This window comes from Pantoea sp. SGAir0418 (assembly GCF_043529865.1).
This window is the reverse complement of the sequence record NZ_CP027911.1, coordinates 966,735-980,917: the sequence shown is the minus strand read 5'-3', so window position 1 is coordinate 980,917 and position 14,183 is coordinate 966,735. Positions and strand designations below refer to the sequence as shown.

Annotated in this window: 10 protein-coding genes; 1 reads left to right on the top strand and 9 read right to left on the bottom strand. The window is 55.9% G+C overall.

Features of this window, described 5'->3' with window-relative positions; translation table 11 throughout:
- Window positions 1–117: 117 nt before the first annotated feature.
- A complete protein-coding gene (locus C1N84_RS04325; protein WP_394541743.1) occupies window positions 118–711 on the bottom strand; it encodes a hypothetical protein in 594 nt (197 codons plus the stop codon).
- Window positions 708–2,177 (bottom strand): tyrosine-type recombinase/integrase, encoded by a 1,470-nt coding sequence (locus tag C1N84_RS04320; RefSeq protein WP_394541742.1) that lies wholly within the window; start codon window positions 2,175–2,177, stop codon window positions 708–710. The genes C1N84_RS04325 and C1N84_RS04320 overlap by 4 nt, the downstream gene beginning before the upstream one ends.
- A gap of 156 nt (window positions 2,178–2,333) precedes the next feature.
- On the opposite strand from C1N84_RS04320, the gene mutS reads away from it, so the two are divergent.
- The gene (gene mutS, locus C1N84_RS04315; protein WP_394541741.1) at window positions 2,334–4,895 is read left to right on the top strand and encodes a DNA mismatch repair protein MutS; all 2,562 of its coding nucleotides are present in this window, start codon (window positions 2,334–2,336) and stop codon (window positions 4,893–4,895) included.
- A gap of 95 nt (window positions 4,896–4,990) precedes the next feature.
- Here the strand turns inward: mutS and rpoS are convergent, their stop codons facing one another.
- The 7 genes from rpoS to C1N84_RS04280 all read right to left on the bottom strand — a co-directional run bounded on the left by rpoS (window position 4,991) and on the right by C1N84_RS04280 (window position 14,133).
- Window positions 4,991–5,983: an RNA polymerase sigma factor RpoS gene (gene rpoS / locus C1N84_RS04310; protein ID WP_021507339.1), complete on the bottom strand. Its 993-nt coding sequence runs from the start codon at window positions 5,981–5,983 to the stop codon at window positions 4,991–4,993.
- A gap of 51 nt (window positions 5,984–6,034) precedes the next feature.
- A complete protein-coding gene (gene nlpD / locus C1N84_RS04305; protein ID WP_058776000.1) occupies window positions 6,035–7,159 on the bottom strand; it encodes a murein hydrolase activator NlpD in 1,125 nt (374 codons plus the stop codon).
- Between the two features lie 166 nt (window positions 7,160–7,325).
- A complete protein-coding gene (locus tag C1N84_RS04300) occupies window positions 7,326–7,952 on the bottom strand; it encodes a protein-L-isoaspartate(D-aspartate) O-methyltransferase (protein ID WP_021507341.1) in 627 nt (208 codons plus the stop codon).
- Between the two features lie 385 nt (window positions 7,953–8,337).
- Window positions 8,338–10,182, bottom strand: coding sequence for a glycoside hydrolase family 9 protein (locus C1N84_RS04295; protein ID WP_058780259.1), 1,845 nt, complete (start codon window positions 10,180–10,182; stop codon window positions 8,338–8,340).
- A gap of 11 nt (window positions 10,183–10,193) precedes the next feature.
- The gene (locus tag C1N84_RS04290) at window positions 10,194–11,585 is read right to left on the bottom strand and encodes an OprD family outer membrane porin (protein ID WP_394541740.1); all 1,392 of its coding nucleotides are present in this window, start codon (window positions 11,583–11,585) and stop codon (window positions 10,194–10,196) included.
- 79 nt (window positions 11,586–11,664) lie between these two features.
- Window positions 11,665–13,032, bottom strand: a complete 1,368-nt coding sequence (locus C1N84_RS04285) for a PTS transporter subunit EIIC (protein ID WP_394541739.1) — start codon at window positions 13,030–13,032, stop codon at window positions 11,665–11,667.
- 30 nt (window positions 13,033–13,062) lie between these two features.
- Window positions 13,063–14,133 carry an SIS domain-containing protein gene (locus C1N84_RS04280; protein ID WP_394541738.1) on the bottom strand — a complete coding sequence of 357 codons (1,071 nt, stop codon included), beginning with the start codon at window positions 14,131–14,133 and terminating at the stop codon, window positions 13,063–13,065.
- Window positions 14,134–14,183 lie beyond the last annotated feature (50 nt).

The window sequence follows — 14,183 nt, the reverse complement described above, 5'->3', positions numbered from 1 at the left end:
TACCACATCAATTTTCTATGTCAATGATATTTAACTATCAACTTATTGAGTGCTTCTCCCCTCCAGTTTTAAAAAACCCTGTATTTATCCTAATCATAAAAAAAGAGGTCCGAAGTTTTATTTTTTATCATCTAAACATTGCAATATGTCATGCTTCTCTTGTTGAGCTGTAGATTTTAGAAGGGACTCTTTAAGGGTTTCTTTCAAAAGACCATGCCAAACTCTTCTCTCATTTGCGTGATTCCATTGTTTAGATAATACCTGTTCGATATTCAACCAGATTACATCGCAGTTTATATTTTTTAAGCAGCCCTTGAAGATGTTTTCAGGCAGGACAAGAGCATGTCCTATTATTTTTTCTTCAAGGGTATCAACCCAAAAAGGCTGTGGTTTAGCTAAATCGTATATTGAAGTAAATGCTAAGCCTCTAACTTGAGCAGCCTGCATCGTGCTATTCACTCTATGACCATTTCGCCAACTCCTTAGATCACCAAGCAGATAATTTACTCGTTGATTTCGGGCTTTGCTATCTGAGGATTGATACTGAACATAAGGCGGACCATCACCATTCTGACGATAACGAGCAAGTGTTTTCACACTAACTCCTAAGTAAAGTGCCGCTAAATCCACTCCGATAGTGGCATCGTCCGGCATGTCGCTAAACAAACTCCACACTTCTGACATTGCTCTCAAAGTTTCGATAGTGCTCATGCATCCTTCCCGGAATTTTCAGGTATTGGAGGGTATTTAGCTGATGCCAATAAACTATTATATAATCGAGGAGCCGTCATCAATATGTGTAACTCAATCCGTTGAAGAGCTTCATATACACGATTATTGTCTGGTTCCGCATACCTTTCTGTTGGATCGGTCGTATTGCGGTGGTTTAAAAGCTTCTTCACTACTGCATAGGAAACAAGCTCTTCTGCTATACGACCAAATGTCCTTCTTAGGTCATGAGTTCCAAGCTTAACGATTCCTGCCTCTTCACAAAGATATTCCCTAAGACTTTTACTGTCACTGTAATGACCAGCTTGGCTCCGTGGAGATCGTGCTGGAAAGACCCATTTCCTTCTACTAGCTTTTGATTCTTTCTCAAAAACGATATCCCTTCTGTTCTCCAACAGGCATTTCATAGCATCACAAATGGGAAGTTCATGGTTAGTCCTGTTCTTGGTATCAAAGAAGAAAATTTTCCTATTAACCAAATCGACATAGCTCGTAGACTTTGCTTCTTCTACCGATAGCTCATCTCTCCAGCAGAGCGAAGCCGTCTCTTCCTTTCTTGCTCCCAGCAGGACCGTTAGCAGTAGATAATCGCAACCAAGGCGGTTGAAGCTTCTTTTGTTGTATAGGGCATCAAGAAACTTCCCCAAAGTATCTTTTGAGGAGAGCGGATTTCTCACACCTTTTGACTGATAGCTTTCTTCCAGTTCAGAGCGACTACGGTATTTCTTTTGCACCCTGAGGACTGTAAAGGGGTTATAGGTGAGAACGGGTAATCTTTGCTGACTCTGAGCATCCATTGCTTCAACATCAATAGCATGTTGCACAGCCACATTGGCCCATCGGAATGTTTGCTCGGCTGTTGTCCTGGTCTTTGAGGCCATCTCATCAAACTTCTTCAGTATGATGTTTCCAGTAAGGTCACGAACACGATATCTTTCCCATTCTTTGAGCTTTTGTTCCGCTTTATCCAGCACCCGGATTGAATTTGGTTTTGCTGGTTTGCTTCGTCCAAGAAGATGCTTTCGGTATTGGGCAAAAATCTCACTTAGGGTCAGTTCAGCGATATCAGCATCTCGCTTAACTGCATTTGGATTTCTTTTAGTGGATTTCATCGATTGTGCATAGGTTCTCGCAACCTCACGAGCCTGATCAATCGAAGCGAAATCCGATACATTACCTATTGTTGCTCTGATGACCTGTGAAGGTGACTTTCCCTCTGAAGGGCTTCTGCTCCCACCCGAAACCCTTCGTTGAATGATATAGGTCTTCTTTGTGGCACTGATCTTAACACCAAAGCCAACTGGTGAATCACGGTGGCTGTCAGTGATAAGATACGGCTTACCAGATACATTAGGCACATACATAATTCGTCCATCTGAATCAAACTCGGGTTTTGTCTCTATAGACAACTTGTTGATTACTATGGATTGACTCAGAATCATCTTCACGATTTTCGCCTCATGTATACCAAAGTGACATTTTGTATTCTGGATAGTATCTAGAATACATCTGGCATACAAATTTTCGGATTTAGATGGGTTTATCATGGTTTCACATGGGGCCACTTGAGTACTTCTAAAACCATAAAAATGAGTAAATTCAATATGAAAGAGTCTGTAGACAAGGACTTTTCCACCCATACTCCGATGATGCAGCAATACCTGCGCCTGAAGGCCGATCATCCTGACATCCTGCTGTTTTATCGCATGGGCGATTTCTACGAGCTGTTTTATGACGATGCCAAACGCGCCTCGCAGCTGCTGGAAATCTCGCTGACCAAACGCGGCGCGTCCGCCGGGGAACCGATCCCGATGGCCGGCGTGCCCTATCATGCCGTTGAAGGCTACCTGGCGAAGCTGGTTCAGCTGGGCGAATCGGTGGCGATCTGCGAGCAGATTGGCGATCCGGCGCTGAGCAAAGGGCCGGTTGAACGTAAAGTGGTGCGCATTGTGACGCCCGGCACCATCAGCGATGAAGCGTTGCTGCAGGAGCGCCAGGATAACCTGCTGGCGGCCATTTTCCAGAGCCAGCGCGGTTTTGGCTATGCCACGCTGGATATCAGTTCCGGTCGTTTCCGCCTCTGCGAACCGGATGATGTCGAAACCATGGCGGCCGAACTGCAGCGCACCAATCCGGCAGAACTGCTCTATCCGGAGGATTTACAGGCTATGACGCTGATCGATCAGCGCCGTGGCCTGCGTCGCCGTCCGCTGTGGGAATTTGAAATCGACACCGCGCGCCAGCAGCTCAACCTGCAGTTTGGCACGCGCGACCTCAGCGGCTTTGGCGTCGAGCAGGCGCATCTGGCGCTGCGCGCGGCGGGCTGTCTGCTGCAGTATGTGAAAGATACGCAGCGCACCTCGCTGCCCCATATTCGTTCACTGAGTATGGAGCGCCAGCAGGACAGCGTCATTATGGATGCGGCTACCCGGCGCAATCTGGAAATCACCCAGAATCTGGCGGGCGGCAGCGAAAATACGCTCGCGGCGGTGCTGGATAAAACCGTCACGCCGATGGGCAGCCGCATGCTGAAGCGCTGGCTGCATATGCCGCTGCGCGACGTAGCCACCATCACGCGCCGCCAGGAATCAATTGCCGAACTGCAGTCGCTGAGCGAAGAACTGCAACCGGTGCTGCGCCAGGTGGGCGATCTGGAGCGTATTCTGGCACGTCTGGCGCTGCGCACCGCGCGTCCGCGCGATCTGGCACGCATGCGTCATGCCTTCCAGCAATTACCAGAACTCAATACCCTGTTAGCGGACGTGGCAGCGCCCCATCTCAACGCGCTGCGCGATCGGATGGGAGATTTCAGCGAACTGCGCGAACTGCTGGAAAGCGCCATTATTGAATCGCCGCCGGTGCTGGTGCGCGACGGAGGTGTTATCGCGCCCGGCTATAACGCCGAGCTGGACGAGTGGCGCGCGCTGGCCGACGGCGCCAGCGACTACCTTGACCGCCTGGAGATTCGCGAGCGCGAAAAACTGGGGCTGGATACGCTGAAGGTTGGCTTCAACGCTGTGCACGGCTATTACATTCAGGTCAGCCGCGGACAGAGCCATCTGGTGCCTATCCATTACGTTCGCCGCCAGACGCTGAAAAATGCTGAGCGCTATATCATTCCCGAACTGAAAGAGTACGAAGACAAGGTTCTCACGTCGAAAGGCAAAGCGCTGGCGCTGGAAAAGAGCCTGTATGACGAGCTGTTCGATCGCCTGCTGCCGCACCTCGACGCGCTGCAGCAGAGCGCCGCGGCGCTGGCAGAACTGGACGTACTGGCCAACCTGGCCGAGCGCGCCTGGACGCTCAACTATTGCCGCCCGGTGCTGCAGGAGAAAGCCGGTATCCGCATCACCGCCGGTCGCCATCCGGTGGTGGAACAGGTGCTGAAAGAGCCGTTCATTGCCAACCCGCTGTCGCTCTCGATGCAGCGTCGCATGCTGATCATTACCGGCCCCAACATGGGCGGCAAGAGTACTTATATGCGGCAGACGGCCCTGATTGCACTGATGGCCTGGATCGGCAGCTATGTGCCAGCGGAAGAGACAGTGATCGGCCCTATCGATCGCATCTTTACCCGTGTCGGTGCCGCCGACGATCTCGCCTCCGGCCGCTCTACCTTTATGGTCGAGATGACCGAGACCGCCAACATTCTGCATAACGCCACCGAAAACAGCCTGGTGCTGATGGACGAAATCGGCCGCGGGACGTCCACTTATGATGGCCTGTCGCTCGCCTGGGCCTGTGCCGAAAGCCTGGCGAATCGCATCAAAGCCATGACGCTGTTTGCCACCCACTACTTCGAGCTCACGACCCTGCCGGAGAAAATGGAAGGCGTGGTGAATGTGCATCTTGATGCGGTGGAACACGGTGACACCATTGCCTTTATGCACAGCGTGCAGGATGGCGCCGCGAGCAAGAGCTACGGCCTGGCCGTGGCGGCGCTGGCCGGTGTGCCGAAAGAGGTGATTAAGCGTGCGCGCCACAAGCTAAAAGAGCTGGAAGCGCTGTCGGGCAGTTCTGCCGGCTCAACGGTGGAAGGCTCACAGCTGCCGCTGCTGGTGGCGGAAACCTCGCCGGCAGTGGAGGCGCTGGAAGCGCTCGACCCGGACAGCCTGACGCCCAAACAGGCGCTGGAGTGGATTTACCGTCTGAAAACCCTGATGTAACCTGCCACCGGCGCGTGCGCGGCGCGCGCTGGCCTGAATGACAGGCATAAAAAAACGGTGACCTTATGGTCACCGTTTTTATTGCCAGCTACGGCTTATTCGCGGAACAGTGCTTCGATATTCAGACCCTGCGTCTGCAGAATTTCACGCAGACGACGCAGACCTTCTACCTGAATCTGACGGACACGCTCACGGGTTAAACCGATTTCGCGGCCCACATCTTCCAGCGTTGCCGCTTCATAGCCTAACAGGCCGAAACGACGCGCCAGCACTTCACGCTGCTTGGCATTGAGTTCAAACAACCACTTAACGATGCTCTGTTTCATATCATCGTCCTGCGTGGTGTCTTCCGGACCGTTGTCTTTCTCATCGGCCAGGATATCCAGCAGCGCTTTCTCGGAATCACCGCCTAACGGCGTATCAACCGACGTAATGCGCTCGTTGAGACGCAACATACGGCTTACGTCATCAACTGGCTTGTCCAGCTGCTCGGCGATCTCTTCCGCACTCGGCTCATGGTCCAGCTTGTGCGACAGTTCACGCGCGGTACGCAGGTAAACGTTCAGTTCTTTAACAATGTGAATCGGCAGACGGATGGTACGGGTTTGGTTCATGATAGCCCGTTCAATGGTCTGACGAATCCACCAGGTGGCATAGGTTGAGAAGCGGAACCCGCGTTCCGGGTCAAACTTCTCTACGGCGCGAATCAGGCCGAGATTCCCCTCTTCAATCAGATCCAGCAGCGCCAGACCACGATTGCTATAACGACGGGCAATCTTTACCACCAGGCGTAAGTTACTTTCAATCATGCGACGACGAGAAGGAATGTCACCGCGTAATGCGCGACGGGCGAAGAACACCTCTTCTTCCGCCGTTAACAGTGGTGAATAACCAATCTCGCCGAGGTAAAGCTGCGTCGCATCCAGAACGCGTTGCGTCGCACCTTGTGACAGCAACTCTTCTTCAGCTACTTCATTATCACCAGGTTCGTTCTCAACGAGAGCCTTCTCATCAAAAACCTCAGCTCCGTTCTCCTCGAATTCCGCATCATCGTGTAACTCATTAACTTTCAGCGTATTCTGGCTCATAAGCGGCTCCTACCCGTGATCCAAGGGCAGAACACCTAAGGTTCTGCCGGATTATCGCTGCGGTAAATAACGCAACGGGTTTACGGATTTCCCCTTGTAACGAATTTCAAAGTGCAATCTTACTGAACTGGTTCCGGTGCTACCCATGGTAGCGATTTTTTGCCCCGCCTTAACTTCCTGTTGTTCCCGGACCAGCATGGTATCGTTGTGGGCGTAGGCACTCAGGTAATCATCGTTGTGTTTGATGATGATTAAATTACCGTACCCGCGGAGCGCGTTGCCTGCGTATACCACTCTTCCTGATGCAGTGGCGACGACAGGTTGTCCACGCGACCCGGCGATATCGATCCCTTTGTTTCCGCCTTCCGCAGCGGAGAAGTTATCGATGATCTTCCCATCAGTCGGCCAACGCCAGCTTCCCACTGGTGTTGTGCTATTAGTTGTGCTGCTAACTGTGGGCGGTGCGGTAACCGGAGCTGTGGTCGTTGCCACATTATTTGCCCCTTTCGACGGCAGCATTTTCCCGCCTGTCGAACCCGAATCATCAGAATACGTAATAACAGGTTGCTGTGCAACAGGGGTGGATTTAATTTGCGTCTGATTCGATGCCACCGGAACGCCGCCCTGCGTGGCATCCGCTGCGGTTATCGCGTTACCACCGGTGATGGTCTGACCGTTACCGTTACCCACCTGTAACGTCTGCCCGGCGCTCAGGCTATAGGGCGCCGCAATATTATTGCGCTGTGCCAGATCGCGGAAATCATTGCCGGTAATCCAGGCAATATAGAACAGCGTATCGCCTCGCTTAACGGTGTAGGTTTCACCGCCGTAGCTGCCTTTAGGAATATTCCCATAATTGCGATTGTACACAATACGACCATTTTCGGTGGTCACATTATTATTGCCACTAACCATTCCACCCGCAGGCGCGGCTGATGGTGTACCACCGCTTAACATTCCACCACGCGGCATCGCCGGCACGGTGCTGTTCTGCGCGGCGATCATGCCGCCGCCTGTGGTGGGAGCTGCAGCCATACCGCTATCACCGCTGTTGCTGCCAATCTGGCTGATGGGGGCTTGTGTGTTGTCGCCAGAGCTACAGCCTGCCAGCCAAAAACCGACCAGTGAAAGTGCCGCCAGACGGCGTAATTGAAATACTGTGCTTCCCGTGCTCATTGATCCCCCGTGATGGCAATCCTGGATAAAACTGTGTGTCGACGTTGACCGCATGATTCACTAGCTGTGCCGTCAAAAACGCGCTTTCGCATTGATTAACAAGGATAGTAACAATATCAACTGCGCCATGCCATGTAACGATTGTGAAGAAATACGTAAGATGGCTTTATGCCAGATCGCCCTGAACCAGCGGCACAAAGCGCACCGGCTCAATCGTTTCTTCAATGATTTCACCACCCTGACGACGCAGGCGCTTAAGTACCTGCTGGTCCTCACCCACCGGCAGCACCATTTTGCCGCCTTCTCCCAGTTGCGCTATCAGCGCAGTCGGAATTTCTGGCGGTGCGGCAGTCACAATAATGGCATCAAACGGCCCCCGCGCGGCCCAGCCCTGCCAGCCGTCGCCGTGGCGTGTGGAAATGTTATGCAGATCGAGCTGCTTCAGGCGGCGTTTCGCCTGCCACTGCAGCCCTTTGATGCGTTCAACCGAGTAAACGTGGTTAACCAGATGCGCGAGAATGGCGGTCTGATAACCCGAACCGGTGCCAATTTCCAGCACGCGCGAAGTCGGGTTCAGCTCCAGCAGCGCCGTCATGCGCGCCACCATATAAGGCTGAGAAATGGTCTGGCCGTTGCCAATCGGCAGCGCCACGTTCTCCCAGGCTTTATGTTCAAAAGCCTCGTCAATAAAGCGCTCACGCGGGACATCAGCGATGGCTTTCAGCAAATGCTCATCGTGAATACCCTGCGTGCGCAGTTGGGCCAGAAGCGTTTCGATGCGCCGGTTTACCATGCCGGATTCACCTCAGCCTGGTACAGCCCGTCGCCTGCCCTCTTCCGCGCCGCGCCGGCGCCAGGATCAACCTGTCGTAATGTCTTCACGCCAGGGAACACGCCAATGCCGGGAGTCTGAATTCCATCATCGTTGCTGAGCCGTATCCGCATCTGATTCTGACCTTTTTCATTAACCGGTCCACCGACCGCCGCGCCCGTTTTGCGCCTTCAGCGGCGCAAGCGGTCCTGCGCTGGCGGCACAAGGATGTTTGCATTCTAGCGGTGAGGCGCGGGAAGTGGTAGGCGTAAATCACGCAACCGTCGGCAGTTGTCGCAACAATAAGCAGTCAAACGCAATGGCACCCAGTAAAAAGCCCGGCGAAAAGCCGGGCTGATTTATCACCTCAGTGACGATCCGGTAAGCTCACCGCATACAGATACCAGGCCGAGTGCGGCAGCCAGCCTTCCGCCCAGCGCCAGTCGTCATCCTTCCGTGTGACCGCATAACCTTCATCAAAGGCGATACCGTCCGCCACCTGATTCGACGCGCCGGTGATGCCGTTGACGATACCGCCCGGCAGCGTGGTGTATTTCCACGAATTGAAGAACAGATAGCTGATGTGACGATAGCCGCTGCCGGTCAGCATACTGACGTCGTACGGATTATGACCGAGGATCCAGTTGAGCTGATCCCAGGCATAGCTCTGCAGCTGCTGCGTAAAGGCTTTATCGTCCGCGAACAGCGGCATCGCCTGACGGGCGGCGGCGGCCAGCGACGCGATACGCGCGTTTTCGCCCTGCCACCACGGCGCAGCTTCGCTGTCGTGCGGGAAGAAGAAGCTGGTGCGCTTCACGCCGTCTTTCAGCTGAATCAGCTGGCGCGCATAGCCAAACGGGTTATTGCTCTCTTTGGTGACCGCCAGCTCAAAGCCCAGCGAGCGTTTTACCGTCTGGCGGATGTTCGCCTGCTGCGCCTGCGGCGCGATGCGCGCGTACTCCAGCAGCGCGATCACCGGCAGACCGGCATCGGACGGATGGAAGAACGGGCGTTTTTCGCCGTCGGCACGCCAGTAGTCATGCCAGTTATCCAGCGACGTCAGTCGCGCCATCAGGCTCTCCGCGCGCTGCTGCGCCGCAGCCAGATAGACCGCTTTTTGCGAGGCGCGATACAGCTCGGTAGCCGCCAGCAGCGCGGTATAATCATCCACAATGTTCTCTTTGCCGTCATTCACCATGCGCAGGTTATTTTTCTGCAGGAAGGCGAAGGCATCTTCTGCGGTTTGCAGATACTGCTGCCGCGTGAAATTGCCGTCATTCTCCATGGTGCTGGCCAGCGCCAGCGCGGCAATTGACATGCCGGCACCGGATCGGAAGCTGGCCTGCCACGCCAGCGGGCCGACCGCCTCTTCTTCAACAATGGTGGAATCTGACTCCTTCTCTTTAATCTGCGTGCGCCAGTTGGGATTGGCGATCACCCGGTCCTGAGCCAGCTTCTCTTTGCCCGGCGACGAGATCGCCTGGAAGAAGGATTCACCCGGCCGCTTCATGCGCACCAGGAAATCGGCACCGTACAGCCCTTCGTCGAGCATGCGCCGGCGATACTCATCAAAGTTCGGGTTATCCCGCGCCCCGAGATTTTGATAACCGCGCAGTAAACTCCACGCCACCAGCGGCGCCTGCTGCGGATTGAAGTAAGAGGTCAGATTCTGGTGCGACAGGTGCACGCCGTAATCCCCGGTGGCGTCATACCAGCCGCCGTGGACGTCAACCGTACCGCTGCCGGTGCCCGGTGGCAGCGGCAGTTTGCGGTCCGCCTTATCGAACAGGCCGGTGACGCGCTGGCTTTTGAAATAGGCAATCACATCGGACAGCGTATAGCGCTCGAGCAGATCGGCACCAATAATGAACGGCCCGGAGCGCACATCGCCGTCGCTGCTGGTGGTTTGCAGCACGTAGCGGCCCGGCGTTTGCCAGCCGGAGAAATCGGCACGATAGAAGGTGCGATCGCCCCAGCCCGGCACGTCACCCTGCGGCTGCAGCGTGCCGCTCAGCACCGCTTTATTGGTCTCATTATCCAGCAGGGTAAATTTCACCGGCGGCTTAGCGCGCGAGTCGCCGGTCAGCTGCACGATAGCGTTTTTCGGCGCGGCAACATCGTAGCCGACCTGATTGATTAAAACGTGGGTTTCGGCGTGCGCCAGCCCGGCCAGTAACAGCGCTGCGGTCAGCGCGGAGAAGCGAATCCTCATGGTCATCATCCTTAGTGTCGTGAGTGATTGAACAGGCTAAAAGGGGCAATCATCATGAATTTGACGTCCTTTTCATCCTGGAAAACGTTGCCATAGCCGCCGCCCCAGCTGGGGTTATCGCTATGATTGTTGTAGGCGGTGAGATGCAGCTTAAATACCGTGTCTTTGGCCCAGCCGGACTGCACCTGCCACACCAGATCGCCGTTGATGGCGGTTTCCGTCAGGCGCTGCTGCTGCGACCAGTCGCCGCCGCGCGCCGGTTTACCGTCCCAGCCCCAGGCAAACGAGCCACCGATGCTGACGCCCGGCCAGACGATGTCGCTGAGATCGATCATCAGGCCCGCGAACAGCGCTTTTTCGCCGTCGGCGTTGAAGTCAGAGCGCGAATCCCACCACATATCGATGCGGCCCGCGGAGTTGGGATAGATCGGCGTCATCGCCACGGTGTAGTAACCCTGTTTACCCGGTGCGTGTACTGCGCTGCCCTCGAGCCGGAACTGGTAGCGATCCCACTGGTACGCCAGCGTCAGGCCCTGCTGCCAGGCAAACTCATCGTAAACATCATGGCGACCGGTACGATCCTGCGAGCCGTAGAACTGCCAGCTGACGCTGAACGGGTTATCCCACAGCGTGGTCTGACGTGCCGCTTTGGCGAAATATTTGTCGAGATAATGCGGAGATTCACCCCACGCCAGCTCCAGCGTGTTGCCGTTTTTGAAGTCATACTTCGCGCCCAGCGAGTGCAGATAAGGAATGCGTGTTTGCCGATCGATTTCGCGAAACTCGTACATTTTGCGATACCACGGTGCTTTGTACTTGTTGGCACCCATCCACGATAGCGACAGCGCGCCGGCAGCGCCATAGTCATAGACCGCTCCGACTTCCACGCCCTGGTAGGTGCCGGGCAGAAATCCCCACTGGGTGCCAAGCAGCGTCTGACCGCTCGGCTGGATATAACCGGCCCGCAGCCAGTAGTCGCCGGCTTTGAGTTTCAGCGCTGCACGGTAGAGATCCAGCCCGTTACGTTCGCCAACGCCACGGTCTTCCCACATCGAAGGCCCGTGACTGAAGCTGATCTCGTTGGGATGCGCCGGGCTGCCTTCAAACAAATCCCAGGTGGCGAAGGCCGCCACATCAATGCCCATGGTATCGGCCAGATAGCCGGACTGATAATCGAGCGCGCCGGTCAGCGTGCTGTGATGCAGGTTGGTCTGATAGTGCTGATAGTGCACGCTGTGCGGATCGAGATCTTTACGCTCACGGTGGCGCTGCCAGTAATAGACGGTGCCCTCCAGCGTGCTGTCTTCAACAAATCCTTCCGCCAGCGCCGGCGGTGCCGCGCCCAGCATCAGGGTGGCCAGCGGCAGCAGCGCTGCCTTGTTTCTCCTGGTGAATGTGTTCATGACCTTTCCTTAAGGTGCACGCGGCCCTGCGAAGCAGCCGCATGCGATTTCCCTGTTTTGGTGTTAACGAATCAGCGCATCAGGCGCCGGTTTTATTCACGCTGCGCAGCGTCCAGCGGCCGTAAATCAGCGTCAGAATGAATGGGGTGAGGAAAGCCACGGCAATTGCCGCCACTTCATAGATCATCTTCGACTCAGGGCCTTCGAACAGGCCGAGTTCAAACACGTTCAGCACCGGCAGGAAACTGTAGGTTTTCACCTGCAGCAGCCCGGTAATGCCACCGCCGAGCGCCGCGCCGATGCAGCCGAAGATAAACAGCATGCGGTACTTGAGATTGACGCCGTACAGCGCCGGTTCGGTGATACCAAAGAACGCTGACAGCGACGCCGAGATTGCAATCTGCCGGTCGCGCAGGCTGCGGGCGATGAAGATCGCGCCGGTAACCGCGCCAAACTGCCCCATCACCGCCGACATAAACATCGCCATGATGGTGTCGTAGCCCTGCACCTGAATATTGATCAGCGCCAGCGGGATGATGCCCCAGTGCACGCCAAACACCACAAATAGCTGACCAATGCCCGCCAGCAGCGCGCCGGAGATCATCGGGCTGAGCTGATAGAGCCAGCTGTAGCCGCTGGCGATGCCGACGCCAACGTAATCCGCCAGCGGGCCAATCACCGTGAACACCACAAAGCCGCAAATCAGCAGCGACAGGCACGGCACAAACACCAGCGCTGCCACCTCGGGGATCCACTGTTTCAGTCGGCGCTCAACCTTGCTCAGCAGCAGCACCGCCAGAATCGCCGGAATCACCGCGCCACCGTAAATCTTTAGGCTGATGCTCAGGCCGAACAGCGCGAAGTGCGCCGGCAGATCCGGCTGGGTCAGCGGAAACACCATCGCCGCCGTCAGCGCCAGCGCGTTGAAACGGCTGGCACCGAAACGGTCTGCCGCGGTAACCGCAATAAACAGCGGCAGAAAGACAAACACCCCGCTGGCCAGCGCGTTGAACATGGCGAACAGCAGGTCATCGTCCGCCACCCAGCCCTGCGTCTGCAGCAGCACCATGATGCCTTTGATCACACCGATGCCGGCCAGTACGCCAATGTAGGGCGTAAAGATAGCGCCGAGCGTGGCCAGCATTTTACCCGCGACGCCGCGCTCGTCTTTGCCGGGCTTCACCGGTTCGGCCACCGGCGCTGCGCCCTGCTGCATCGCCTGATACAGCTGTTCGACCTGCGGCCCGACCACAATCTGCAGCTGTCCGGACGCGTTCACCACGCGGATGACGCCCGGCAGGCTACTGATGGCCGGCATATCGACACTGGACAGATCGTTTATCGTCAGCCGCAGCCGCGTGGCGCAGTGTGAAATGTGGCTGATATTATCGTCGCCGCCGACCTGTTCCCTGATGGCCTGCGCCAGCTTCACGTAATCGAGTTTCATTGTTGTTATCCTTATGGCTCGCGCCCGGCGTTAGTCGTAATCACCCGGTTTGGTTTTGCTCTTCATCGCCACGCCAAAATCAGTGAATATGCGCTGCGGCAGATTGTTGCCTTTGGCTTCAGCGATGTGATGCGCGAGGATCTGGAACGGAATCACCATCAGCAGCGGCGCTATCCATTCGCTGACCTCCACGCCGAGTGCCAGCGTGCGCGCATCATCACTTTCCCCGAGACACAGACTCCAGACGTGCGGCGTCACGCGCTGCTCATACTGGCGCAGCAGCTGCAGGCGTTCGCGCACCGGCGCCTCGACGTCGATAAAGAACAGCCGGTGCTGCGGATTGATTTCGAAATAGGGGCCGTGCATGAATGCTTCCAGTTCAATGCCCTGCGACGGCACGCGCACCGTTTCGCTGAATTTGGTCTCCATTTCTTTGATCACGCCAATCGCCGGACCAAAGCCAATCGAGATAAAGCGTGGCGCCGCAGTGAGATCGTCCTGCCAGCGCTGCCAGAAGCGCTCGGTGCGGGCGATGATGTCCGGAATCGCGTCGACGCCGCGCTGCAGTTGCGCCAGCGCCTGCTGCTCCTGCTCTGCACTGAGGCGACCACTGTGGCGCGCGCTGTGTACGCCAATCAGCATCAGCGTCAGGATCGTGGCGACATAGCCTTTGGTGACATACCCGACGCGCTCCTCGCCGTTCATGATGTCTACGGCGTGATCCACCGCCTGCGCCAGCGGACTGGTGATTTTGCTGGTGATGCCCCAGGTTGCCACGCCGTGCTGTTTTTTCAGCGCGTCAATCGCCGCCAGCGTCGAAGTGCTCTCGCCGCTCTGTGAAATCGCGATCACCAGATCGGTCGCCGGATCCCACTGCTCGTAGTGCTGAAAATGGAACGGCTCCTGCACGCTGATGCGTACGCCGGTCAGTTGCTCAACGTAATATTTGGCGCTGAGCGCAGCGTTGATGCTGGAGCCGGTGGCCAGAATCAGCACTGTTTTTGCCTTGCCCAGCACCGGTAATCCCTGCGGATAGCGCGCCAGCAGATGGCTCAGCACCTCGGGTTGCTGGTGGATGTAGGTCATCATGGTGGGTTTCATTACCGCTCCTTAAACTGTTTTCCCGTCAACCTGAAAACGTTTTCAGGTTG

What these genes read in the sequence shown, in the direction of transcription:
- C1N84_RS04290 (WP_394541740.1), bottom strand. Translation starts at nt 11,585, where the DNA reads ATGAACACATTCACCAGGAGAAACAAGGCAGCGCTGCTGCCGCTGGCC.
- C1N84_RS04295 (WP_058780259.1), bottom strand. Translation starts at nt 10,182, where the DNA reads ATGAGGATTCGCTTCTCCGCGCTGACCGCAGCGCTGTTACTGGCCGGG.
- nlpD (WP_058776000.1), bottom strand. Translation starts at nt 7,159, where the DNA reads ATGAGCACGGGAAGCACAGTATTTCAATTACGCCGTCTGGCGGCACTT.
- rpoS (WP_021507339.1), bottom strand. Translation starts at nt 5,983, where the DNA reads ATGAGCCAGAATACGCTGAAAGTTAATGAGTTACACGATGATGCGGAA.
- C1N84_RS04300 (WP_021507341.1), bottom strand. Translation starts at nt 7,952, where the DNA reads ATGGTAAACCGGCGCATCGAAACGCTTCTGGCCCAACTGCGCACGCAG.
- C1N84_RS04325 (WP_394541743.1), bottom strand. Translation starts at nt 711, where the DNA reads ATGAGCACTATCGAAACTTTGAGAGCAATGTCAGAAGTGTGGAGTTTG.
- mutS (WP_394541741.1), top strand. Translation starts at nt 2,334, where the DNA reads ATGAAAGAGTCTGTAGACAAGGACTTTTCCACCCATACTCCGATGATG.
- C1N84_RS04285 (WP_394541739.1), bottom strand. Translation starts at nt 13,032, where the DNA reads ATGAAACTCGATTACGTGAAGCTGGCGCAGGCCATCAGGGAACAGGTC.
- C1N84_RS04280 (WP_394541738.1), bottom strand. Translation starts at nt 14,133, where the DNA reads ATGAAACCCACCATGATGACCTACATCCACCAGCAACCCGAGGTGCTG.